General features: G+C 40.7%; 21 protein-coding genes and 3 pseudogenes. 3 read left to right on the top strand and 21 right to left on the bottom strand.

Annotation, left to right across the window (positions count from 1 at the left end):
- Nucleotides 1-104: 104 nt before the first annotated feature.
- The 10 genes and pseudogenes from FC30_RS09440 to FC30_RS02765 all read right to left on the bottom strand — a co-directional run bounded on the left by FC30_RS09440 (nucleotide 105) and on the right by FC30_RS02765 (nucleotide 8,503).
- The gene (locus tag FC30_RS09440; protein WP_010689175.1) at nucleotides 105-263 is read right to left on the bottom strand and encodes a hypothetical protein; all 159 of its coding nucleotides are present in this window, start codon (nucleotides 261-263) and stop codon (nucleotides 105-107) included.
- 168 nt (nucleotides 264-431) lie between these two features.
- Nucleotides 432-899: a Dps family protein gene (locus tag FC30_RS02800; protein WP_010689176.1), complete on the bottom strand. Its 468-nt coding sequence runs from the start codon at nucleotides 897-899 to the stop codon at nucleotides 432-434.
- 92 nt (nucleotides 900-991) lie between these two features.
- The gene (locus tag FC30_RS02795; protein WP_010689177.1) at nucleotides 992-1,978 is read right to left on the bottom strand and encodes a Fic family protein; all 987 of its coding nucleotides are present in this window, start codon (nucleotides 1,976-1,978) and stop codon (nucleotides 992-994) included.
- 108 nt (nucleotides 1,979-2,086) lie between these two features.
- Complete coding sequence (locus FC30_RS02790; RefSeq protein ID WP_010689178.1) at nucleotides 2,087-3,823, bottom strand: ABC transporter substrate-binding protein; 1,737 nt, start codon at nucleotides 3,821-3,823, stop codon at nucleotides 2,087-2,089.
- A 272-nt stretch (nucleotides 3,824-4,095) separates the two neighbouring features.
- Nucleotides 4,096-4,293, bottom strand: a pseudogene (locus FC30_RS09285) (DUF871 domain-containing protein); the annotation flags it as partial.
- Nucleotides 4,292-4,483, bottom strand: a pseudogene (locus FC30_RS02785) (PTS lactose transporter subunit IIC); the annotation flags it as partial. The pseudogenes FC30_RS09285 and FC30_RS02785, both read right to left, overlap by 2 nt.
- 130 nt (nucleotides 4,484-4,613) lie before the next feature.
- Nucleotides 4,614-4,820, bottom strand: a complete 207-nt coding sequence (locus FC30_RS02780; RefSeq protein ID WP_010689181.1) for a hypothetical protein — start codon at nucleotides 4,818-4,820, stop codon at nucleotides 4,614-4,616.
- A 228-nt stretch (nucleotides 4,821-5,048) separates the two neighbouring features.
- Nucleotides 5,049-6,743, bottom strand: coding sequence for an oleate hydratase (locus tag FC30_RS02775; RefSeq protein WP_010689182.1), 1,695 nt, complete (start codon nucleotides 6,741-6,743; stop codon nucleotides 5,049-5,051).
- Between the two features lie 131 nt (nucleotides 6,744-6,874).
- On the bottom strand, nucleotides 6,875-8,206 hold the full coding sequence (locus FC30_RS02770) for a M20/M25/M40 family metallo-hydrolase (protein WP_010689183.1): 1,332 nt from the start codon (nucleotides 8,204-8,206) through the stop codon (nucleotides 6,875-6,877).
- Between the two features lie 105 nt (nucleotides 8,207-8,311).
- A complete protein-coding gene (locus tag FC30_RS02765; RefSeq protein ID WP_010689184.1) occupies nucleotides 8,312-8,503 on the bottom strand; it encodes a DUF6007 family protein in 192 nt (63 codons plus the stop codon).
- Nucleotides 8,504-8,646: 143 nt separating this feature from the next.
- Between FC30_RS02765 and FC30_RS02760 the strand changes: the two genes are divergently transcribed.
- Complete coding sequence (locus tag FC30_RS02760) at nucleotides 8,647-9,084, top strand: Rrf2 family transcriptional regulator (RefSeq protein ID WP_035448130.1); 438 nt, start codon at nucleotides 8,647-8,649, stop codon at nucleotides 9,082-9,084.
- Nucleotides 9,085-9,159: 75 nt separating this feature from the next.
- Here FC30_RS02760 and FC30_RS02755 read toward each other — a convergent pair whose 3' ends face one another.
- Nucleotides 9,160-10,686, bottom strand: a complete 1,527-nt coding sequence (locus tag FC30_RS02755) for an ATP-binding cassette domain-containing protein (RefSeq protein WP_235804167.1) — start codon at nucleotides 10,684-10,686, stop codon at nucleotides 9,160-9,162.
- A 57-nt stretch (nucleotides 10,687-10,743) separates the two neighbouring features.
- The gene (locus FC30_RS09735) at nucleotides 10,744-10,902 is read right to left on the bottom strand and encodes a hypothetical protein (RefSeq protein ID WP_010689187.1); all 159 of its coding nucleotides are present in this window, start codon (nucleotides 10,900-10,902) and stop codon (nucleotides 10,744-10,746) included.
- 209 nt (nucleotides 10,903-11,111) lie between these two features.
- Here FC30_RS09735 and FC30_RS02750 point away from each other — a divergent pair, with 209 nt between their 5' ends.
- The gene (locus FC30_RS02750; RefSeq protein WP_010689188.1) at nucleotides 11,112-11,783 is read left to right on the top strand and encodes an outer membrane protein assembly factor BamE; all 672 of its coding nucleotides are present in this window, start codon (nucleotides 11,112-11,114) and stop codon (nucleotides 11,781-11,783) included.
- Between the two features lie 53 nt (nucleotides 11,784-11,836).
- On the opposite strand, the gene thrS is transcribed toward FC30_RS02750, so the two are convergent.
- The 9 genes from thrS to FC30_RS02705 all read right to left on the bottom strand — a co-directional run bounded on the left by thrS (nucleotide 11,837) and on the right by FC30_RS02705 (nucleotide 22,315).
- A complete protein-coding gene (gene thrS, locus FC30_RS02745) occupies nucleotides 11,837-13,789 on the bottom strand; it encodes a threonine--tRNA ligase (protein ID WP_010689189.1) in 1,953 nt (650 codons plus the stop codon).
- 295 nt (nucleotides 13,790-14,084) lie between these two features.
- A complete protein-coding gene (gene dnaI, locus FC30_RS02740; protein ID WP_010689190.1) occupies nucleotides 14,085-15,014 on the bottom strand; it encodes a primosomal protein DnaI in 930 nt (309 codons plus the stop codon).
- 17 nt (nucleotides 15,015-15,031) lie between these two features.
- Nucleotides 15,032-16,402 (bottom strand): replication initiation and membrane attachment family protein, encoded by a 1,371-nt coding sequence (locus FC30_RS02735; protein WP_033193009.1) that lies wholly within the window; start codon nucleotides 16,400-16,402, stop codon nucleotides 15,032-15,034.
- A gap of 17 nt (nucleotides 16,403-16,419) precedes the next feature.
- The gene (gene nrdR / locus FC30_RS02730; protein WP_004048072.1) at nucleotides 16,420-16,890 is read right to left on the bottom strand and encodes a transcriptional regulator NrdR; all 471 of its coding nucleotides are present in this window, start codon (nucleotides 16,888-16,890) and stop codon (nucleotides 16,420-16,422) included.
- Between the two features lie 17 nt (nucleotides 16,891-16,907).
- Entirely contained in the window at nucleotides 16,908-17,513 is a 606-nt protein-coding gene (gene coaE, locus FC30_RS02725; RefSeq protein WP_056938464.1) for a dephospho-CoA kinase, read from the bottom strand.
- On the bottom strand, nucleotides 17,510-18,340 hold the full coding sequence (gene mutM, locus FC30_RS02720) for a DNA-formamidopyrimidine glycosylase (RefSeq protein ID WP_010689194.1): 831 nt from the start codon (nucleotides 18,338-18,340) through the stop codon (nucleotides 17,510-17,512). The genes coaE and mutM overlap by 4 nt, the downstream gene beginning before the upstream one ends.
- A gap of 19 nt (nucleotides 18,341-18,359) precedes the next feature.
- Complete coding sequence (gene polA, locus FC30_RS02715) at nucleotides 18,360-21,032, bottom strand: DNA polymerase I (protein ID WP_010689195.1); 2,673 nt, start codon at nucleotides 21,030-21,032, stop codon at nucleotides 18,360-18,362.
- Between the two features lie 94 nt (nucleotides 21,033-21,126).
- A complete protein-coding gene (locus FC30_RS02710) occupies nucleotides 21,127-21,828 on the bottom strand; it encodes a Bax inhibitor-1/YccA family protein (protein WP_010689196.1) in 702 nt (233 codons plus the stop codon).
- A gap of 43 nt (nucleotides 21,829-21,871) precedes the next feature.
- Nucleotides 21,872-22,315 (bottom strand): MaoC/PaaZ C-terminal domain-containing protein, encoded by a 444-nt coding sequence (locus FC30_RS02705; protein ID WP_010689197.1) that lies wholly within the window; start codon nucleotides 22,313-22,315, stop codon nucleotides 21,872-21,874.
- Nucleotides 22,316-22,558: 243 nt separating this feature from the next.
- Here FC30_RS02705 and FC30_RS02700 point away from each other — a divergent pair.
- Nucleotides 22,559-22,937, top strand: a pseudogene (locus tag FC30_RS02700) (IS607 family transposase); the annotation flags it as partial.

Genomic DNA, 22,937 nt, shown 5'->3' with positions numbered 1-22,937 from the left:
GTAACACCTAAACGTTCAGCCATTTCTTTCGGTTTTAACATTGTCATAATAACCACTCACATTTTTACTTCTTTCCATGGTTTGTTATAATAAATTTTTCTACATTATTCTATGTTTTTGGTAACAGTTACCCACTCCATTAGTCTCTGGTCACTTTTGGCAATCGCTATCTCTGATTCAGTCATTTTACGCATTTTGATATCCACGAGCTGATCGATCTTTTGAATAAATTCTTTTTTATCATAATACTTTTCTTCTGGCATTGTATTATCCCCGCTTCCAAGATGTTGACCTTATTTTGGACTTCTCTATCTAAGTTTTCAAGTAAGATGAATTGACTTTAGCCAAATAATCTCAGATACTAAATATAACTTTATTTATGCACATAAAAACACCATGCTATCGCGATAACATGGTGTCTGATCAGTATATTATTTGTCGATCTCAGGTGCTTGGTCTAACTCTGCACTTACCATCCAGATCTTCTTTTCAATATCAGTCTTGAAGCCGATAAAAATATCTTGCGTGCTGTGATCTTGTTCTTGATCACTAACTTTGATACCCTTTTGATATAATGCTTCGAGATAACGGTAGCCTTCTAGTAATTTACGTAAATGTTCTTGGATCGTCTTGTCATAGCTGCCAGGTTCATCTTCGATCTTCGTGTGGTCAGCCATTTCACGTAGGGTTGAATATGGGGCGCCATCAAGGATGATCAGGCGTTCTGAGATCACATCGAGTTGGTCATTGATCTCGTCCATGAATTCATCCATCAATGGGTGTAACTTCAAAAAGTTGGTTCCACGCATGTACCAATGTGTTTGATGAATGATCATTGACATTTGGCTCAAATCTGCAACAAGTTGGTTCAAAACTTTCTTTGTTTCTCCATACTTCATGTAAAATTCCTCCCAAGATAAATTAGAATGTTCCTACGTTATTTACTATAACATTAATTTATCAAAAATTCTAAGAATTGAACTGGACCCTTCTACACCTTATGATAACTGCGATTTTTATTACTTCCCTGTGCCACTAAAAGACCCAAACTTACAAATTTAGCTAAATGCTTGCGAGCTGTTACTACCGATTTTTGGATCAGTTTAGCAGTTACCGTAGTATTTATACTTTCATGCTCCGTTAAATACTTGGTCACCAACACATATGTTTTAGCTCCACTACCCGTTAGCCCTTTAGGAATATCAATTTTTTGTTCTAAATCACTATTTACATTTAGATAACTTTTTAACGTTTTTAAAATGATCGCTAACATAAATTCAATAAATCTATTTGAGTTAGTTTCCTGATCGGTTTGTTCTAAGACTTTATAATAGTCACGCTGATTTTCATAGATCATCGTCTCGAGCGGGATCCAAGCAAAGATCGGATCCCAATTAGCTAAGATCACTGTTTGCCACAAACGCCCCATTCGTCCATTTCCATCTGCAAAAGGATGGATCGTTTCGATCTCATAGTAAAAAACACAACTTTTGATAAGCTCAGGCATATTGTCATTTTTTCCCCAAGTAAATAGGTCATCCATCAGTGTTTGAAGATATTGCGGTCTAGCTCCCATATGCACAACATTGCCCATCTCATCAAATATCCCAACATCTCGACTGCGATACTTTCCAGCTTCGTTTACGATCCCATCTGTCAAAAGGCGATGGGCTTTTAAAAAATCTTTTTGCCGATATGGATCTAAGGTCAAAATTTCTTCGTAAGCATCATACGCATTTTTGACCTCGCGTATCTCTTTAGGATCGTCTAAGATACGTTTACCATCAATAATATCTGTAACTTGTTTTTCAGTAAGTGAATTATTTTCGATCGCAAGTGACGAATGGATCGACTTGATCCGATTTTCTTTTTGCAACCTCCAATCACTTTTAACACGAAATTCTACGATCCCCAGTATCCTTGATATCTCGATCACTTGATGAAACATCGTATTTGTCAATGTAAATGGTGGTTTCACTGTAATTCCCCCAAAGTTTTTCTCCAATTATAATTTATCGCTCAGCTTACGAGCGATAAAAGCCCTATGCCAGGTATCCCCTGATCATAGAGCTTCTTGTGAAATATTTTATTTTGTCAATGCCACATCGACCCAGAGATCGTTATCTTTATTTGGATCTAAGGACATATTCTTAACATGCTTGGTGACTGAGATCGTATCATGAGTAAAGGCGATTGGGACGACGAAAGCTTCTTTATCCATGTAAACTTGCCACTTGTGGAATTGCTTCAAACGATATTTCTCGTCAAATGCCTTATCTGATTTTAGCAAATTGATCAATTCCGTGTTTTCCTTAGTCACAAAATGCCCATTGTTATAAGCTGAAGTGACTGTGTATGAATTAGCGATATCGGTCGGTTCTGGTGTAACGCCCCAAGCTCCAAACCACAAGTCATAATCTGTTGAACCACTGGATAGCTTTTCGACCATCGTGTTGAACTCTTGGAAACGTCCATTTAATAACTTAACGTGCACGCCTAGTTCTTTCCACTGTTGGATGTAGTTTTTGATGGTCTCTTCTTGGCTCTTACTTGAATCGTCAGCCATTAAAGTCAAAGTCAATTTTTTGCCATTAGGTTTTGTCCGATAGCCATCCTTTTGTAATTTATAACCCGCATCATCTAATAATTTCTTAGCTTTTTTCATATCTAGCTTATAGCCTTTGACTTCTTTAGCATTCCATTTACCAAATACATCGGGGACAACTGTATTCGCCCGATATGATAATCCTGAACTGAATTTTTTAGTGACTTGTTCAACATTCATTGCGTAGGCCATCGCTTGTCTTAAAGCACGATCACTACTTGGAGTATGCTTATCCATGACATTATTACCATCTTTATCGAGCTTACCGACTCTAAAGCCCATGTAAGAGTAGTAGTAGGTTTTCTTTCCCAATTGAACGAGATCTTTATCCTTTTTGAGTGCGTTATAGATCTGTGGTGATTGTGCTAGCATAACATCAAATTTACCCGCTTTGATCGCTGCTACGGCTTTACTATTATCGATCGTCTCAACTATGATCTTAGCGACATGTGGTTTCTTGTAGTAATAAGTATTTGGCACCCATTCGATCGATTCACCTTGGACCAGTTTCTTGATTTTAAATGGTCCGTAAAATAATGGCTTTTTCCGTAGCTTATCACTTGCTACTAGATCTTTCATTGCGACATTTTTTAGGTAATGGTAAGGTTCAGCCGATTCTAAAATATAGCCCGAACCGGTAGTCGTCATTGTCGGTTTCATCTTTTTAAAATGAATAACTAAGGTCTTATCATCTTTTTCTTCCAAGCCTGAGATCTTGTCAGCAGTCCCGTTATGGTATTCTCGCATACCCTCGATATTTTCTAACTCTTCACTATAATGTGACGAACCCACCGCTTTATTAGCTACGATCTCATAGGCAAAACTTAGATCGCGTGCAACTACTGGATGTCCATCCAACCATTTGGCGCGCTTTGAGATCTTGACTGTAGCAGTCTTAGTCTTACGGTCAAAACTGATATCAGCTAACCCACCACGCTTGAATTCATTATTGGGGTCGATCTTAAATAAGCTGACCATCCCAAACTGCGCAAGTTCTAAGGTCGGTTCATCATCGGCGATCTCTGGCGAAAAGATCCCCTTGAACGCTCCATTATTGATATAGCCTACACGCAATGTCCCACCTTTTTTAGCCTTTTTTGGATTCTTATACTCCATCTTCAAACTGTCAGCTTGCACTTGCCATAAAGGTTCACTGATCCAAAAGATCATCATTCCCAACAATAAAATCGCTACTTTACCTAACTTTGCTTTATTCATGGTAATTCCTCCCCAAAAGCCACATACTACGACAACATCATTCCATAATTTAAAGTCACCTCTCTTCTTTTTCCGAAATTATAATCCTATCTCATATCAATTTCAACATAAATTAATCATTTCGATAACTTTTATATTATGATTTTTAAAGATAAATTATTTGATAATTTATCAAAGACTGTGACATGTCCCAATATAGCTAATAAGAGAGCCCACCACGACACAAAATACGCATCATGGTGAGCCCTCTCACCCACTCTTAAAAAGCTTATTTAGTTTTTAGGTACAAATTTAAATTTTATCCACGGTTTGACAAAATCTAACAGCATCAATTCTTCTGGCGGGATCTTGCCAACCAAATTCTTGCGCGGATCACTGTGTGGTTCTAAAACGATCTGGAGCTCATTTTTATACTTGCCAAAGTTATCATTGCCGATCACCACATCGCCTCTTTGAAATTCTTTGGTATTATGGCATGTAGATCAAGACTGCGATCACCAAATTGATCGCTGCCAAAAGACCACCCGCAAAGCTTTGTGTTGCCAAGAAACCGCCGATGATCGGTGGTGTGACCCAAGGTGGCATTACCGTAGCCACAGGGACCCAGCCAAAGCTCGTTGCAAAATAAGCTGTTGTAACACAGACCATTGGAGTTACGATAATAAGATAGCCGCCTTAGCTTTTTGGATCTGCAAAGGTTTAGTCCTAAATATCACAGGCTTTACTTCGAGCAAACCTGTAGCAAGATTTGCTTTTAGCGTACTAAAATAGCTCCAACATTTCTTCTGATCTACCACAATGGATATAGATCTAGTCCAAAAAATTTTTTACCGTAATAGCCGATCGCTTCAGCTAAAAACATCCCACAAAAAACCATCAATATAGGTGTACCGACCAAAATAGCGATCACCCAGTAATATTTGCGTGCAACTAAGCAAAAAAGGGCGACAAACTCGATCCCAAAAGCTTCTAACACCGTACTAACGGGTAAAACCATGAAAAAATACTAGTGCTACAATGATCGCGACTTTTGGAAATACAGTATTTTCTTCCCATATTTCAAGCATGTCCCTCTTCCCCTTTCACGACACATCGCTACACTATAATTATACAATGCAATGCTAAAGGAGTGCGAAATAATGTGACCAGTGCCGGATAGATAACAAAAAGAGCACCATGATTCCTTTCATCGTGGTGCTCTTTTCATTATTTAGACACAGATCTATTATTCAAACATCCGCTTAGCTGCGCGTAACAAGACCCGTGGATCCTTGTCATAACGCGGTGTCTTGACTAACTGGCTTTCTGGGATACCAGCGAAGTGATAGGCTGCGATCTCACCGGAACGAACAGCACTTTGTTCGGTAAAGACCATCTGATATGGTTGTTCTACAAATTCACCCGTAAAGGCTAAGTTCGTCGAGTGAGTTGGAATAACTTCTGGCCGATCGCTCTTAGCACGGTTATTGAACAAAGCAGAAGCATATGGCATGTAAACAGGAATACAATTGATCACACTATCCATGATCGCTGCTTCTTTTTCTTTGATATTGACAGGACCGGGATCGACCTTAGAAAGTTGCCCGATCAGTTCTTGTAGCATCTCTTTACCGGTCATCTTGATGTATTGCTTATCGACAAATTCACCCCGCCGTCTTGGGTAAAGGAAGTAACCCCATAAGACGGTCTCATTTGGCTTTTGCGTCGTAAAGTGCGGTTGATGGTGAACGACGATCGACATGTTGACATCTTCGTGGCCTAGTGGCGTGATCGGCTCGGTTGATAGAAATGAATTGAGCGCATTGCCCGGTAATTGGGTCGTGATCCGAGTGATCTCATTTAACAACAGGTGATCTTTGATCGTCAAAGTAAAGCTGACCCATTCTGAAGCATTCCGATCAGCAAAGAATTTATCGGGATTACCCAAATTATAGAAATGTTGGGTCGCTTGCTTCCACAGTGATGAAGCAGCCCCATAGTCCATATTTTCCGGGGCAGGTGTATTGAAGTCACCCAAGCTAGCCGAGTCTGTGATCGAACCATTCGTAAAGAAGACAGCGGTATCGGAATCGATCGTGACATGTTTTTTCTCATTTGTCGCCGTATCTAAGATCTCCAAGCCAGTGACCGTGATCTCATCTTGCATCGAAGTCTCTTTGAAATCAAAAGCTTCGACCCGACTATTCATTACAAACTTGCAACCTTGACCTTCGAGGTATTTGATCAAAGGCAACATGATGCTTTCAAATTGATTATAACGTGTCCGATTGACCCCAACTAAGTGTTCGATCTGAGTAAATTCATAGATCATTTGATGCATGTAACGCCGTAATTCTTGCGCTGATGATTCGACACGAAAGGCAAAGGTCGTCTCCCACATGTACCAGAAATTTGTTTGGAACATATGTGGATCATCTTTAAAGTATTCAGCGATCGAAACATTGTCCAATTCTTCTTCCTTATCGTCAGGCAACATGATCAAACGAGTCAACAACATGCGGTCTAAATTATTCAGTCCTAGTTTGTGACCATCAATGATCCCTTTGCCCCCTTGCATCAACCGTGCTTTGTCAAAGGTCCGGTGTTTGCTATCAAAATCACGCGTATCTTCAGCGGCTGTCATGCCAGGCTCTGTTACTGAAGGGATCCGATCCAACAAGTCCATCAGATCAACATAAGTCCGATAATTCAACATTCGACCCCCCCGTGCAACATAGCCCTTGGTGTTTTCCATTGGATGGTTCTTGTTCCAATACTGTTCAGCGGCTACTGAGGCGGCAGCACCATCATTTGCTCCATGTAGATCAAGGGCATAAAAAGTGATGTCTTCGCCGCGCCAGTGACCCTCTTGGATCAGATAAACAGCGGCAGCCATATTAGCAATACCAGCACCGATCATTACTGCTTTATTCTTTAACATAACATATCACCCCATCTATCAAATTTCATCTCCATTATAGTTCTCTTGCAGTAAAAATACAGATAAAGACACTCAAAAAAGCGACAAAAGTCTTATTTTGTCGCAAATGATCACTCAGTTCAAAAACTGCTTTAATTTTTACCAAATTCTATTAAAATATCACCTAAAAGTTGCGTTCCATCCCCAAAATCCTGAAGGCGAATATGCTCATTAGGGCTGTGCACTTGGCTTCCAGCATAAGACACCCCTAAGATCACGATCGGTAAATTCAGTTCATTGCCAAAGATCTCAGCGGGACCGCCACCGGCTGAATTAGGCAGATACTTAGTTTGTTTTCCGTAGTGCTCTTTGGCCTTAGCAAGGACTAATTTGATGAAAGGATCACTCATCGGGGAACGATAACCATTTTCACCGAGACGATATCTGACTTTCAGATCAGCAAAGCCATTTTTATCTAGATGTTCTTGGATCAACTGGGCGATCTTTCTAGGGTCTTGCGAAGGCGTCAACCGACAATCTAATTTTGCCGAAGCCATATGTGGGATCACGGTTTTGACACCTTTACCTTGGTAGCCAGCAGTCAAACCATTGATCGTCATCGTCGGCTCATTGACTAACGCTACTTTATGCTCGGCTTTGACGGTCCGTCTCAAACCAGCCCGACTGATTGCCACATCTAAATCAAAATCATAGGCGAAGACCGCTTCTTCTTCGGCCTTACTCAACGGTTCGACATCATCATAAAAGCCTTCGACTAAAACTTTACCGGTATCATCACGCAAAGTAGCTAAACCACGAACTAAACGCCAAGCAGCATTTTCAGCATATGAAGCTAACGATGAATGCAGATCGATATCAGCTGTTGTCGTTTCGACATCAAAGACCGTGATCCCCCGCATACCACCGACGATCTGATAATTGTCGACGTAGTTTTTGCCACCGCCTTCCCAAATACACGCATCTGCGGCTAGTTTAGCTTTGTTTTCCTTAATGATCTGTTCGACATGTAAACTGCCGATTTCTTCTTCACCTTCAACAAAAAATTTCACGTTGACAGGCAAACCACCATTTGCCTGAAAATATTTAACTAAGACTAAGCGTGAGATCAGCTCGCCTTTATTATCGGAAGCTCCTCTGGCATAAAGTTTTTCCTCCCTGATCGTCGGTTCAAAAGGATCACTTTCCCATTTCTCCAAGGGTTCCGGTGGCTGAACATCATAGTGCTGATAAAACAAGATCGTTTTAGTCGGATCATTACCAGTAAATTCAGCAAAGATAGCTGGCGCATGTTCCGGACTCCCTAATTTTTCCACCCGAGCTGCCCCTAACTCATTAAAAACTTTCACCAGATACTCTGCCGTCTCGGGGATCTCTTTTTGCTGGGCTGAGATCGAACGCAAACGCAACAGCTCAAAATAGTCCGGTAAATGTTTTAACGCAAATTCACGTAAATTTTCTTTCATATTGCTCACTTCCTTTAGAAAATCACTTCATTTTTTTCTAAAGTATATTTAATATATTTTTCGTTGTCAATCAAAAAAGGCACTTCTGACAAGCGCCCCACTAGCTTAATTTTTCCTGACTCGCAGACGTTTCAAAATAACCTCTAAAATCATGTATACACCAAACATCACAACGATCATTATAACTATGTTTATCCCGATCTCAAGCCAAGTATCATTAGGTAAATACCAAAACAAAAACAGATCACAAATGATATAACCGATCACGTTATACAAGATCTCCTTGTCAGCTTTCATAGTTTCCTCCTTATTGTGATAGCGCATCCATATCTAATCTTATTATAACATAATTATTGGCCTCAACGTTGTAACCATTGACATCACAACTCCAGCAAAGTATAGTTGACTATATTGAAGTCATATTTAAAGAGGTGATATTCATGCAGATCTCAAGCCGTTTCACGATCGCTATGCACATCTTGACTTATATCGCTACTGCTCCAGCAGAAGAAAAAGTGACTAGTGAGATCTTAGCTGATAGTATCCAAGTCAATCCTGTGATCATCCGCAATATCTTGTCGCAGTTAAAAAAAGCAGACTTGATCACTGTCAAACGTGGGCAAGGTGGCGCAACGATCATTAAGCCGTTTGACCAACTGAGTTTATTTGATGTCTATCGAGCTGTCGATAGCGTTAAAGATGGAGTTCTTTTTAGTTTTCATGAGAATCCTAACCCGAATTGTCCTGTCGGGCGTAACATCCATAACATTTTGGATGATAAATTGCTTCGCGTCCAACAAGCGATGGAAAATGAACTAAAAGCGATCACATTAGCTGAAGTTTTACAAGATGCCGATAAGTATCTCGCTAACAAATAGATAATGAGAAGACCGCTATCTATGTAATAGAAATGTGTTCGGCAATACGGCGCTGACCGTATTGTCGAACACTCTTTATTTATAAGCATCTTTTTGCAATTGATAAAGTTCGCGGTAAGCCTGATCAGACTGTAACAACTGGGCGTGCGGAGCAAAACCAGCAATAGTACCATTTTTCAAAAACAAGACCCGATCGGCTAAATGCACGGCTGACATTCGGTGCGTCACAAATAAGATCGTCTGCCCCGTGTCGGCTGCTAGAAATTCTTGATACATTTGTTGTTCACTGCGCGCATCTAAGGCTGAGGTCGGTTCATCCAAAAAACATAAGCTACTGTCTTTGTATAAACACCTAGCTAAAGCGATCTTTTGCCATTGGCCCCCAGAAAGCTCAGTTCCATGATCGAACTCTTTGCTTAAATTTTGCTGCAGATCTGCTTCTAATGTAGTTAGGCCAACACGTGCTAAACAGACTTTTATCTTAGAAATTGGACCTTTTTTTAACGCCGAAACATTAGCGGCCACACTCAACTTAAAACGACTAAAATCCTGAAAAGCTGCACTGAGATATTTACGATAGCTTGCACACCGATACATAGATAACGGCGTCTCATCCAATAGGATCTGACCTTTGCTTGGATCATAGTAACGCAATAAGAGTTTCACTAAAGTTGATTTTCCGGAACCATTTTCACCGACGATCGCGATCTTTTCGCCTGCATTGAACTCCAAATTCAGGTCATGTAATACTTCTACCTTTGAAAAAGGATACGTAAACGAAACATCCTCCAACTTGAGTTTTTTAAAATCACCTTTAAATTCTAAAGTCCCATCGATTTGCTTTTCCTTGAATTCTAAAAAGCGCTGATATTTTTTGACCCAGAGCAACGAATCATATAACAAACTCGAGTCTTCGACCAAGGGCGTCATCCCTTCAACTAGATAAGCGATCACCGAGATATACATCAATAAGACCCCGATCCCCAGGAGTTTTTGCTGAACTTGTCCGATAAACCACCAAAAGCCACCAGCACTGACTGCCACTGTCATACTTAAAAAGACTAAAGCTAAAAACATCTGCTTTCGCCGGATCTGGTCAACATTTTTTTGTGATAAGTTAAATAATTTCAGATAACGTGTGATCACCGCTGAAAACATATCGAATAAACGAACTTCCTTGGCATCGTCTCGCGCCAACAATAACGAACTCAAGTAATTTAATTTACGGGCATACTTGCTTCGTGTCACCATCGTTTCAAAGGCTTCTTGTTGGATCCGATATGAAACAAGCGTCTGTGGCACCAAAACGCCCAATAAAAGTAATGCGAGCCACATATTATATTTTCCTAACAACCAAAACATCCCACTTATAGTCACCACTTCACGCAAGATCGCAACTCCAAAAACGATCAAATTCACCGGGCGCCAACTTGCACCCTCGTTTAATACTTCTAGATCATCAAAAAAGTCACTATCATCAAACAGCTCTAAAGAATTTAGCTGTTGCGACTTGCGCATCAAAGAGAGTTTGATAAACCCGGTCAACTTGTCCGTCAGCATCCCTTGAAAATTAGTCCCTACGACCGGCAAAATCTGGCGCAATACCGTCGCTAGCGTCCATAAGCAAAAGAAATATCTATATGGCTGTTGCGCACTCAACTAATCGATCAAGCGTTGGCCTGCCTGTACTCCTAAAACTGGCGCTAAAGCCTCTAACGGCGTCAAGGATACCACGACTACCGAGATCAACAAAGTGGCCTTAAAGAAGATCTTATACATCTGAAATAATAACTTGAAATAATCATAAACTCGGGTCATAAGTTTTCACCTCGTATTTTTTATAGTTAGAATAATAATATCTTGCTTTGAGAAAACTGGCCCAAATCATCTCATTTGGTCTAAAATCCAACAGATTTGGTACATAAATTCCTTTAAGGCGTAAATTTAGTCTTAAATATTTCAAAAATAAGATCAAATCTTTGATACTTTTTCCTAAGAGGCATAAGATATAGACGGAGGTCTTTAAAATGAAATTAAATCACGGACTAATGCTTGGTCTCGCCTGCTTGAGCTTGGGGTTGGCGGGGACCGTTACCTATCAAGCAACAACTGATACCATCCAAGCTAACACAGTATCCACTAAAAACTTTAAACAGGTCAAACTCGGCATGAACAAGCGCCAAGTGATCGATACGCTGGGCAAACCGGCTCATGACAAATATGAAGCTAATGTTTGGACTTATCCGGTAAAAGATAAGCAAGTCTTGACCTTGATCTTTAAAAAAGACACTTTAGAAAATGTCAGCGATCATACCTTGATCAGCTCTAAAAATAGTGTTGCTAAAAAGGCGTCAGCTAAAACAAAACGCCAAAATATCAACACCACTTTTAGTGATTATTTCAAACAAGCCCATGAATACGCCAAAGCTGGGCAAACAGAATTTTCTTGGAGCACGATGATCCAAAAAGTTACTTTTGATGGTGATGATGAGATCAAAGTCAGCACGGTGGATGGTTTTAACGACACAGTCGCTACTGAAAAAAATATGATCGCTAAAAAGATCGCTGAACTCAGCAAGTCATTTCTACATCGTTACAACAAAAAAGACTTTGACCTAGAATTCTACGAAAATAAACACGAAGTCGGTAGCAATAAAAATGATTCTTTGACTAAATTCGAATGGAAAAACAATAACTAGTAAAAAGCCTGACCTTGATCATTTGATCAAAGCCAGGCTTTTTCTAGTTATGCTTAGTCTTCTTTACGGCTGTAAGTTTCAATGTCATGCAAGATAAGGTTTCTGAATTCATCTTGAGTCATTGTTTCAGTCTTTTCACTACCGTATTTACGAACAGTTACAGTGCCGTCAGCTACTTCTTGGTCACCAACAACTAAAGTATATGGTGTCTTCATCACTTGTGCTTGACGGATCTTGTAACCCATCTTTTCATTTCGGTCATCGATGCTTACACGGATCTGGTGTGCACCCAATTTTGAGCTCAATTGACGCGCATAATCCAAGTGAAGTTCATTCTTAACTGGAATGATCTCAACTTGCTTTGGAGCTAACCAAGTTGGGAAAGCACCTTTGTACATTTCTGTCAAGTAAGCTGTGAAACGTTCCATCGTTGATACGATACCACGGTGGATCATAACTGGACGGTGTTCTTCACCATCAGCCCCTGTGTACTTGAGGTCGAAACGTTCTGGTAACAAGAAGTCCAATTGGATCGTGGAAAGTGTTTCTTCCCCACCAAGAGCTGTCTTAGTTTGAACGTCTAATTTAGGACCGTAGAAAGCAGCTTCGCCTTCAGCTTCAAAGTAATCTAAGCCAAGATCATCCATAGCTGCTTTGAGCATGCGTTGGGATTTTTCCCACATTTCATCATCATCGTAGTACTTATGTGTATTTTCAGGATCACGGTAGCTCAAACGGAAACGGTAGTCCTTGATGTCAAAGTCATTGTAAACATCGACCATCAATTGAAGTGTCCGCTTGAATTCTTCTTCGATCTGATCTGGCGCTACGAAAGTATGACCATCATTTAATGTCATTTCACGTACACGAGAAAGACCAGTCAAAGCACCGGATTTTTCGTAACGGTGCATCATCCCAAGTTCAGCGATACGCAATGGAAGATCGCGGTATGAACGAATATGGTGATTGTAAACTTGGATGTGGGATGGGCAGTTCATCGGACGCAATTCAAGTAATTCACCATCACCCATGTCCATTGGTGGGAACATGTCTTCGCGATAGTGATCCCAGTGACCTGATTGTTTGTAAAGATCAACGTTAGCTAAAATTGGTGTGTAAACATGTTCGTAGCCACGAGCAACTTCTTTGTCGATGATATAGCGTTCGATCGTCCGACGGATCGTTGCCCCATTTGGCATCCAGTATGGGAGACCAGCCCCAACTTTAGGATCAACAAAGAAGAGGTCTAAATTGTTACCGATCACACGGTGGTCACGTTCACGTGCTTCTTGACGACGTTGTAATTCAGCCTCAAGGTCTTTTTGCTTGTAAAAGGCTGTTCCGTAGATACGTTGTAACATTGGGTTGCTTGAAGCACCTTTCCAGTAAGCACCAGCCACTGAAAGCAATTGGAACACTTTGATCGCACCAGTTGAAGCTAATTGTGGTCCAAATGAGAAATCATTGAAATCACCTAACTTGTGAGCTACGACTTTACCTGCGTTATCGGCAGCGATCTCTTTGACTAATTCAGTTTGGTATTGATCACCGGCAACTAATTGCAAAGCTTCTTCTTCCGTATATTCAACACGTTCGATCGGTAAGTTTTGCTTGATGATCTCTTGCATCTTTTGTTCGATCTTTTCAAAATCAGCTTCGGCCACTTGACCAGCTGCATTGTCTGTATCAAAGAAGAAGCAATGTTCTAAAGCTTCACCTTGACCAAACTTCATTTCTGGATAAAGGCTATGCAAAGCACTAGCTAAAACATTAGCTGCTGTTTGCCATAACACGTTCATCCCTTCATCAGAATCTTTAGTGATGATCTCGATCGCACCATCTTCATTTAAAGGTTCGTTGTAATCCACTAATTTACCGTTAAATTTACCCGCAACAGACTTCTTAGCTAAGCTGATACTGATAGACTTTGCGATATCTTGTGTTGTTGTTCCAGCTGCAAATTGTTTTACAGCACCATCTGGAAACTTAACATTGATCTCTGACATTATATGTTCCTCCTTGATTTTTACCAAGACATAAAAGACGCCCCTAGTGCTACATTTAACACTAGGGGCGTCTTTAACGCGGTTCCACCCAATTTCAAGGTCAGTTGACCCTCTCTTGATCGTCGATAACGGAAACGAGCCGTCCTACCTTTGCAGTAGGCTATCGTGATAAAAGTGGTAAGCTCCTCTTTAAGAGACTTGCAGTCAAAGGTCTCTTTCCCTGAATTGATTTGCCGTTTGTCTTTTACTTAATGTAATTCCTATTTAAGCACGAAACTTCTTCAATTTCAAGTCATTATTCCGGATTTCGGCGATTTTTTCCTACAACATGATACTCATCGGCCAAAAATTTGATCCGTTCCATGATGCGTTTGGCCTTCAAAGGCTCCGCTTCACCCCGGTTGTTGACAGTCAAATATTGCTGTTCTAGTTGTTCTAGCGAAAGATTCGAGCTAAAAAACGTCGGTAATTCTTCTTGCATCCGATATTGCAAAATAACACCTAAAACATCATCTCTAAGCCAGCTACTCAAAGAATCAGCTCCGATATCATCGATCATCAAAACTTGAGCTTTTTTCAAATTATCGATATATTCATTTGTCTGATTTTTACCGATCGAGCCCTTGATCTCCACTGCAAATGATGGAAAATGCACCAGTGTCGTCTGGTAACCTCGCTTAGCTAGATCATTAGCGATCGCCGCCAAAAGATAGGTCTTACCGACTCCAAAACTGCCTTCGAGGTATAATCCCTTATGAAAATTTTTTGGTGCTTTGGTATAACTAGTGATAAAAGATAGCGCCGCTTTTAAAGCTTCCATCCGCTCATCACTACGCTCGTAATCTTTTAATTGCGCCCGACGAACACTACGCGGTAAATTGATCGTCTTGACACGGGCTTCTAGGGCTTTTTGTTCACGTTTAGCTTTTAATTCCGCGGTCGGCACATACACGACTTCGATCCGATGATTGCTGATCACAAGTGTCGGTAGGTATCCGGGTGCAAAGGTCTGTTTTCCTTGAGCTAGCTGTTTTTTTAGCGTTACGAATTCATATAACTTGCTGGCACTTTTCATCACATCAGCTTCCGTCAGGACTTGACTGTTTTCCGCTAAAAAAGTCCGCACTTCATCATCTTGTAAGATCTCAGCAATCAGTTCTTGATAACGCTGGTTCCAATTGTTTTTTTGCATCCGCTCCGTCAAGTTTTTCCCTAGATCTTCCATCCTAGCCACCTGCCTTTCTATTCACTTTGTTCCAATTGAGCTAACAATTCATCGATCTCAGCATTCAAGGCCTGTTTATCCTCTTTAGCCGGTTTAGATACAGCTTTATTTTCTTTTGTCTTAGCCCAGTCCGGCAAAGTCTCTTTTTGCACGACTTGTTGCTTACGCCCATAATATTGCTTTTGTTTCTGCTTTTCTCGTGCTTTTTGGTTAGCCTCGCGCATATAAAGCATGGCTTCTTCTGGGGTCTGGATCTTCTTTTCAGCTAACTTAGCTGCGGCTTTGGTAAAGCGATTAGCGACTTTATCTTCCAGCATCGTATTATTTTGCGCGATCAAATAATAGTGCAGGAGCACATTGATCACCGCATTAGATAAAACTTGCTTTTCAACTAGATTTTTGACCGTATAACGCTCTAAATTCGTCACAAAACTGTGCTTTTGCCGTTTGAGTTCTTCTATGAATTCCAAAGGTAGATATTGTTTTGAAACAGCGATCAGCGCTAGATCATTTTGCGTCAATTCCGCACTCACCGCCGGATCAACCGGTTCAGTCACTTTCGCCTCTTTAGGTGTTATCTCTTTGAATTGCCGATCAAATTGCTGTGTGGCTAATTTTTTGACGAGCTCAAGATCGACTTTATCGTCTTTGACATTTAGTGCCTGTTCGAGCAATTTGACGAGTTCTAGTTCATCTAGACCATACAATAAAGAGATCGACTTTAAGGTCTCAAGTGAACGGCTGATCTCAGTTGCGGGTACAAAAGATCGGGCTAAAAGCTCTTTTAAATATTCCACATCCAGATCGACTTCTACTGAATCGACGAGATTTTTAGTCGGTTTAGGTGTCGCTTTTACCTGTGAATTTTTGAGCAATGCATCTTTTTTCACCGTAAAAACATCTAGTAGCGACTTGGTGATCTCTTTAGCATTAGCATACGTGAGATCTGGTTTGACAAATTCTTGTTTTAACTCATCATATTGGGTCTGTCCCAATGAATCGGCTAAAAGCATGCTCAAGAGATCATCTTTAAAGAAAGCCTCAGCACTCAAAGGAGCTTGTAACTCATAGATAAACACTTGACCAAGTTCATCTTTTCGCACGAATGTCTTCAATAACCCGAGGGCCTCTAATCTGATCCGAGCTTCGTAAAAGTCGCGCAAACCTAAACTCAAAATATCCAATAACTCTTTATGCATCCGGCGGGCTAACAGGTCTGGTGTTTGAGCCACTTTAGTCGCTAATAGTGAATAAACACCATAAGCATTGACCCCCATCAACGGTTGGTAGAGCTTTAAAATGACTTTGAACTCTGTCGAACCGATATGGGCTTTAGTATTGACGACGTAACCATCCTTAGGCGACATCTGCCTTAATCCTTCACTCATCGCCTAACATCCCCCAACTACTTATTTTTTTCGTTGTCACGTGCCATCAAGTCTTGCAATTCCTTCGCAAAAGATGCCATATCTTTAAATTCACGATAGACGCTCGCAAATCTGATATAGGCGATATCATCGACATTTGCTAAGATCTCCATCACATATTCACCGATCAATTGACTCGAAACTTCATTCCCGCCGACTGCCCGGATCTTTGTTTCGACTTGATCGACGATATTTTGGATCTCATCCATCGCGACGGGCCGTTTTTCAGCCGCTCGCATGACACCCCGCAAGACTTTTTCACGATTAAATTCTTCTCTAGCACCATTTTTCTTAATAACTAAGAGTGGCGCTGCTTCTACTCTTTCAAATGTAGTAAAACGGAAACCACAATTTTCGCATTCCCGCCGGCGCCGAATGGCATGTCCATTGTCGGCGGGACGGCTATCCACTACACGTGATCCATTTTGATGACAATTTGGACACTTCATAATCTTTACCTCGCTGCCTAATTTTCGATTAAATTATTTATCTTTAGCCATTTTATCACTTGCGCTTGCGTTTCTTCAACTGTTCCCGAACTATCTACTGTAATTGTGGCCAAATTTCGCCTTTTTTCAGCCGACATCTGACTAGCGATCCGCTCAAGTGCCGCCTCTTCACTCAAATGATCGCGTTCTATGATCCGTTTTAGCTGAAGTGCTTTAGGAACTTCAACATTGATAACTGCATCACAATGATCTGCATAACCATTTTCAAATAATAAGGCAGCATCGATCACAACTACTTTATAGCCCTTTTGCTCAGCTAAAGCTAGCTGTTTTTCATATTCAGCTCTGATCAATGGCTGCATGATCTGGTTTAATTGAGCTAATTTCTTAGGATCATTGAAGACGATCTTGCCGAGTTTAGCCCGATCTAAAGTCTGATCAGCTTGGATGATCTGAGATCCAAATGTTTTTTTTAATTTAGCTAAACCAGGGGTCGCTGGTTCAACGACTTGGCGGGCGATCACATCAGCATCGAGGATCTTAAAATCTAATGTTTGTAAAAAATTACTGATCGTCGTTTTGCCCATCCCGATCCCACCAGTCAAGCCTAGAATATATGTCATTTTACCACCTGCTGACAATGCGGACAAAAATGCGTGCCCCGTTGTCCCACTACGATCTTTTGGATCTTTGTACCACAACGTTTACATGGCTCATCGGTCCGGCCATAAACATCTAGTTCGAACTGAAAAGCGCCTATTTTTTGGAAAGCATCCGTGTAACTTCTGATCGTTGTGCCACCTGCTTTGATCGCCTTAGCTAATTCAGTGATGATATTATCATGCAGTATCGTTGCTTGGTCTAAAGTCAATTTTTGACATGACGTCTCAGGATGGATCTTACTTTGCCACAACACCTCATCAACATAGATATTACCTAGACCCGTGACCAAGGTCTGGTCGAGTAAGGCGGTCTTGATATTTTTCTTCTTTTTTTGTAGCTTTTGATAAAAGTCAGCCACTTTAAAAGTTTCAGCCACTGGCTCTGGTCCTAATTTGGCTAACCCAGGCAATTTTTCTTCACTACCCGTTTGAACTAATTGCATTCGCCCAAATTTACGGACATCGTTATAGCGCAATTGCCGGCCATCAGCTAGATCAAAGATGACATGCGTATGTTTATCGACTGGATCAGTCGCTTCTTTGACATAAAACTTACCCTCCATGCGCAAATGGGAGACAACGGTAAGGCCATTTGTAAACCTAAAGAGCAAATACTTGCCCCGACGTTCGATCTTTTCAAGTGTTTGCTCTGTTAATTTAGCTTTAAAATCGTCAGCATCACCAACGATCATCTTAGGATATAAAACTTCGACTCGCGCGATCTTTTGACCTAAAACTAATTTTTGCAAACCGCGACGGACAGTTTCTACTTCTGGTAACTCTGGCATTTTTTCACCTCATCTTATACTATTTAGTCTCAAACCACGTCTTACCACTAGCGCTTTCGACCTTTAATGGGACCGACAGCTCAACAGCTGAATCCATGATCTTTGGCACTAACTCTTTTAATTTAGGGATCTCTGCTTTCGGTGCTTCAAAGATCAACTCATCGTGCACTTGTAACAACATTTTGGCTTCTAAGCCCGCATCTTTTAAGGCTTGTTGCATATTGATCATTGCAACTTTAATGATATCAGCTGCACTCCCTTGGATCGGAGTATTCATCGCTGTCCGTTCCGCAAATGAGCGCAAGTTGTAATTTTTGCTCTTGATATCTGGCAAGTACCGTCGGCGATGGAAAAGTGTTTCAACGTAGCCTTTTTGACGCGCACTCTCAATGATATCTTGCATGTATTGATGAACTCCAGGAAATGAAGCTAGATACGTCTCCATAAATTCTTTGGCTTGTTTACGCGTACTTCCAATGCTTTGAGCCAAACCAAAATCACTGATCCCATAAACGATCCCAAAGTTGACCGCTTTAGCTTGCCGACGCATGTTAGCCGTAACTTCACTCGGATCATCTAAGCCAAAAATACGCATCGCAGTATTAGCATGAATATCAAAATCATCCTTAAAAGCTTGTTGCATATGCGGATCCTTTGAAATATGGGCTAAGACCCGTAACTCGATCTGCGAATAGTCAGAAGCAAAGATCTCCCAATCTGGATGACTTGGTACAAAAGCTTGCCGGATCTTACGGCCTTCTTCTAACCGGACCGGGATATTTTGCAAGTTAGGATCGACTGACGATAAACGTCCGGTTGCCGTCAAAGTTTGGGTATACCGCGTGTGGACCTTACCATCAGCTGCGATAACTTTCAATAGGCCTTCAACATAGGTCGATTGTAATTTAGCTAATTGGCGGTAAGCTAAAATATTATCGATGATCGGTGACATCCCACGTAATTTTTCTAAGACATCGACAGCTGTTGAGTAGCCCGTTTTAGTCTTTTTGACGACTGGTAATTTTAATTTTTCAAACAAGATCACCCCAAGTTGCTTAGGTGAATTGATGTTGAATTTCTCACCCGCTTCGTTATAGATCTGTTGTTCTAACTCACTCAAGCGTTCCTTAAATTCACTTTGCATGATGTCTAAGCGTTCACGGTCGACTTTGATCCCGGAGATCTCCATCTGCGCTAAAACTAATGAAAGTGGACGTTCGATCTCAAAATAAAGATCTTCTTGCTCATTTTCAGCTAGTTCTTTCATCAACTTATCTTCTAGGTCTGAGATGGCCTTGAGTTTATGTGCTAAATGTTCAAAGTATAGCGCATCATCAGCTGGGACTTTGCGCTTAGCCCCTTTTCCATAGACTTCTTCATCGGTCTCAACATCAAAGTAATCATGCCGCTTGGCTAGATTACCTAGGTCATTGCTGTTATCACTTGTATTTAACAAATATGAGACTAAAAGTAAGTCAAAATTGATATTTTTTAGTTCGATACCTAAGCGTTCTAAGGCTACATAGGTCTGTTTCCCATCAAACACATCAACTTCGAGCGCAGGATCTTCCAATAATTGCTTTAGCTTAGGTAATTTCAAAAGCTCAACATCTCTAGCTGCATAATACCGGTCATCGATCTTAAGTCCAAAGCCCCAAAAGTCAGCTGTATGATAATTATCATCACTTAGTTCAAGGTAAAAGCTGATATCTGAATCTTTATCATAGTCCAGCTTTTCGACCTTAGCAGCATCCAAAGGTTCGACCTTTAATTTACTCAAAGTAGGCTCTGCACTGACATCGGCGGTTGAACTAGCTTGTAATTGAGCGATAAAACTCTTAAAATCCATCTCTTCAAAGAACTTGAGCAGATCTTCTTTTTTAGCTCCTGGCCACGCTGTCTGAGCTAAAGTTAGGTCTACTGGAGCATCTTTTCTGATCGTCGCCAGATCTTTACATTGAAATGCGATCTCTTTATCATTGATCAAGTTTTCCTTTAACTTAGACTTTTTCATCGCTTCAATGTTTTCATAGATCCCTTCGATCGTATCGTATTGTTTTAAAAGCTTGAGCGCGGTCTTTTCACCGACTTTAGTCACCCCAGGGTAGTTATCTGAACTATCACCCGTCAAGCCTTTCATATCAACGATCTGTGCTGGTTGCAAGCCGTATTTTTCGATCACATGAGCTGGCGTATACTCTTCGATCTCAGTTACCCCTTTGATCGTCACCGCAACAGTCGTCTTATCAGTCGTCAATTGGGTCAGATCTCGGTCCCCCGTTACGATCGTGACTTGATAGCCCGCTTTTTCAGCTTGAGCGGCCATCGTCCCGATAATATCATCGGCTTCATATTCGGGTAATTCATAGTGTTTGATTCCATAAGCATCGAGCAATTCTCTGATGTAAGGAAACTGTTCTGACAATTCAGTCGGTGTCTTGGAACGCCCGCCTTTGTAATCAGCATAAGCTTTCGTTCTAAAAGTCACTTTACCCGCATCGAAAGCAACTAAGACATTACTCGGTAAAACATCGCCTAAGATCTTGTCTAACATCAATTTAAAGCCATAGATCGCATTCGTATGCAGCCCAGCATGATTGACAAAGCGCTCTAATTGGTTGTGGAGTGCAAAGAAGGCTCTAAAAGCCACACTATTGCCATCCACTAATAACATTTTCTTATCTTCTGCCATATCGATCCGTCCTCTTATCTAGTTTCTTTTATTTTAACAAATTTTTCGTAGAAATTAAAAAAGCCTCTCCGAAAAGTCGAAGAGACTCGTTTAACTAGTCGCGGTCGCCACCAGCACCGGTAAAGATATTCAACAAGAAGATAAAGATGTTGATAAAATCTAAGTAGAGCTGTAAAGCACCCATCAAGGCCAAATTATTAACATTTACTTGTGAACCCATTTGAAGATACATTTGACGTAAACGTTGAGTATCCCAAGCTGTCAAACCGGCAAAGATCACTAAGCCGATAAAGGAAAAGACATAAGTGATCATTGGGCTTTGCAAGAACATGTTGACCAACGATACAATGATAAACGCGATCAAAGCTGCACGAGCTTGGCGGCCGATCCCTGAGAGATCTTTTTTAGTTGTTGATCCCATAAAGGATAAAACAGCAAACATCACAAAGGCGGAAACAAAAGCACTCGTAATGTTTTGGGCCGTGTAAACGATGAAGATCCCACTAAAGAGCAGACCTTCCAACCCGGCAAAGACAAACAAACCTAAGGCACTGACTAATGGTGAGCGTTGTGACTTAAGCGATGACATGGAGTAAGCCAAAACTAATTGGACCCCAAAGACCGCAAATAAGGCGATCGGATTACTCATAAACCGGATCACAGTCGGGCTAAACGAACCCAAGAAAGCCGTTAACGCCGAAACTGCCACTGCAGCACTCATATACCCATACATCTTAGTAAAGAAACTGTTCAAGCCAGCATTACTATTACCGTAAACTTCGGGATTGTTATTCATAAAATTCTCCTTCTTTCAATTATCTAACTAATTATAAATGTAGCTAATCTTGCTGACGTGGAGGCCGAGCCATGACAACTGAATCTAAAACGCGTTCATTTTGACGGTTACTACCCTCAACTGAGATCATCACAACTTCTTTCATCGTATCAACTTTGATCACTTCAAAACTGAATGTGACGATCTCATCATGATAGACTGGCCGAATGAAGTTAGCTGAAAAATTCACTACCTCACTCCCAGGTCCAGGTAATAATTTTGAAACTGAGCTCGTAATGATCCCACTCAACAACACTGGGGGCACAACTGGACCAGCGTACCCTAATTTTTGTGCATATTCATTTTGAATATACAGTGGGTTATTATCGTTAGTCAGTCCCAAATAGATCAACAGATCTCGTTCTGAGATACTTTCCGTTACAGTCAATGAATCGCCTTCTTTGATCTCAGCGATCGTTTTGCCCTGCCGATGCACATCATCAGGCATATAGCTTCACCTTCCTCTAAGTGGTCTGCCTTAATGATAGCATACCACTTCTTTTTGCTCAATCGTTAGGTCTGGATCAAAGTACCTAGATTTAAGGATAATTGTTGTTCCAACGCATTGTATTGGGTACAATGTAATAAAAATTTAAAAAATTGGAGTGGTTAACTGTTACCAAAAACATAGAATAATGTAGAAAAATTTGTTATAACAAACCATGGAAAGAAGTAAAAGTGGGTGGTTATTATGACAATGTTAAAGCCGAAAGAAATGGCTGAACGTTTAGGTGTTACAGTCAGAACTTTGCAAATTTAGGATAGTAAAGGTGTGTTAAAAGCATATCGGACTCCCACCAATCGAAGATATTATACTGAAGAACAATATTTAAACTATATTGGTAAATCAGAGTCCAACAAGCGCAAAGTAGTCGCCTATGCTAGAGTATCAACAAATAGTCAAAGAGATGATTTAAAAAATCAAATTGACTTTATTAGGCAATACGTTAACGCTAAAGGCATCATTTTAGATGAAACAATTACTGATGTTGGCAGTGGGCTTAACTACAATCAAAAAAAGTGGAATAAATTGCTAGAAGAAGTAATGAATAATCAGATTGATACGATTT

It is taken from the genome of Ligilactobacillus animalis KCTC 3501 = DSM 20602, from assembly GCF_001434535.1.
Classification (GTDB): domain Bacteria; phylum Bacillota; class Bacilli; order Lactobacillales; family Lactobacillaceae; genus Ligilactobacillus; species Ligilactobacillus animalis.
The sequence above is the reverse complement of the archived record's forward strand: the minus strand, read 5'-3'. Positions and strand labels throughout refer to the sequence as shown.

Coding starts and splice junctions, on each gene's coding strand:
- FC30_RS09440 (WP_010689175.1), bottom strand. CDS start 263: ATGCCAGAAGAAAAGTATTATGATAAAAAAGAATTTATTCAAAAGATC.
- FC30_RS02800 (WP_010689176.1), bottom strand. CDS start 899: ATGAAGTATGGAGAAACAAAGAAAGTTTTGAACCAACTTGTTGCAGAT.
- FC30_RS02790 (WP_010689178.1), bottom strand. CDS start 3,823: ATGAATAAAGCAAAGTTAGGTAAAGTAGCGATTTTATTGTTGGGAATG.
- FC30_RS02780 (WP_010689181.1), bottom strand. CDS start 4,820: ATGGTTTTACCCGTTAGTACGGTGTTAGAAGCTTTTGGGATCGAGTTT.
- FC30_RS02775 (WP_010689182.1), bottom strand. CDS start 6,743: ATGTTAAAGAATAAAGCAGTAATGATCGGTGCTGGTATTGCTAATATG.
- FC30_RS02770 (WP_010689183.1), bottom strand. CDS start 8,206: ATGAAAGAAAATTTACGTGAATTTGCGTTAAAACATTTACCGGACTAT.
- FC30_RS02765 (WP_010689184.1), bottom strand. CDS start 8,503: ATGAAAGCTGACAAGGAGATCTTGTATAACGTGATCGGTTATATCATT.
- FC30_RS02760 (WP_035448130.1), top strand. CDS start 8,647: ATGCAGATCTCAAGCCGTTTCACGATCGCTATGCACATCTTGACTTAT.
- FC30_RS09735 (WP_010689187.1), bottom strand. CDS start 10,902: ATGACCCGAGTTTATGATTATTTCAAGTTATTATTTCAGATGTATAAG.
- FC30_RS02750 (WP_010689188.1), top strand. CDS start 11,112: ATGAAATTAAATCACGGACTAATGCTTGGTCTCGCCTGCTTGAGCTTG.
- thrS (WP_010689189.1), bottom strand. CDS start 13,789: ATGTCAGAGATCAATGTTAAGTTTCCAGATGGTGCTGTAAAACAATTT.
- dnaI (WP_010689190.1), bottom strand. CDS start 15,014: ATGGAAGATCTAGGGAAAAACTTGACGGAGCGGATGCAAAAAAACAAT.
- FC30_RS02735 (WP_033193009.1), bottom strand. CDS start 16,402: ATGAGTGAAGGATTAAGGCAGATGTCGCCTAAGGATGGTTACGTCGTC.
- nrdR (WP_004048072.1), bottom strand. CDS start 16,890: ATGAAGTGTCCAAATTGTCATCAAAATGGATCACGTGTAGTGGATAGC.
- coaE (WP_056938464.1), bottom strand. CDS start 17,513: ATGACATATATTCTAGGCTTGACTGGTGGGATCGGGATGGGCAAAACG.
- mutM (WP_010689194.1), bottom strand. CDS start 18,340: ATGCCAGAGTTACCAGAAGTAGAAACTGTCCGTCGCGGTTTGCAAAAA.
- polA (WP_010689195.1), bottom strand. CDS start 21,032: ATGGCAGAAGATAAGAAAATGTTATTAGTGGATGGCAATAGTGTGGCT.
- FC30_RS02710 (WP_010689196.1), bottom strand. CDS start 21,828: ATGAATAACAATCCCGAAGTTTACGGTAATAGTAATGCTGGCTTGAAC.
- FC30_RS02705 (WP_010689197.1), bottom strand. CDS start 22,315: ATGCCTGATGATGTGCATCGGCAGGGCAAAACGATCGCTGAGATCAAA.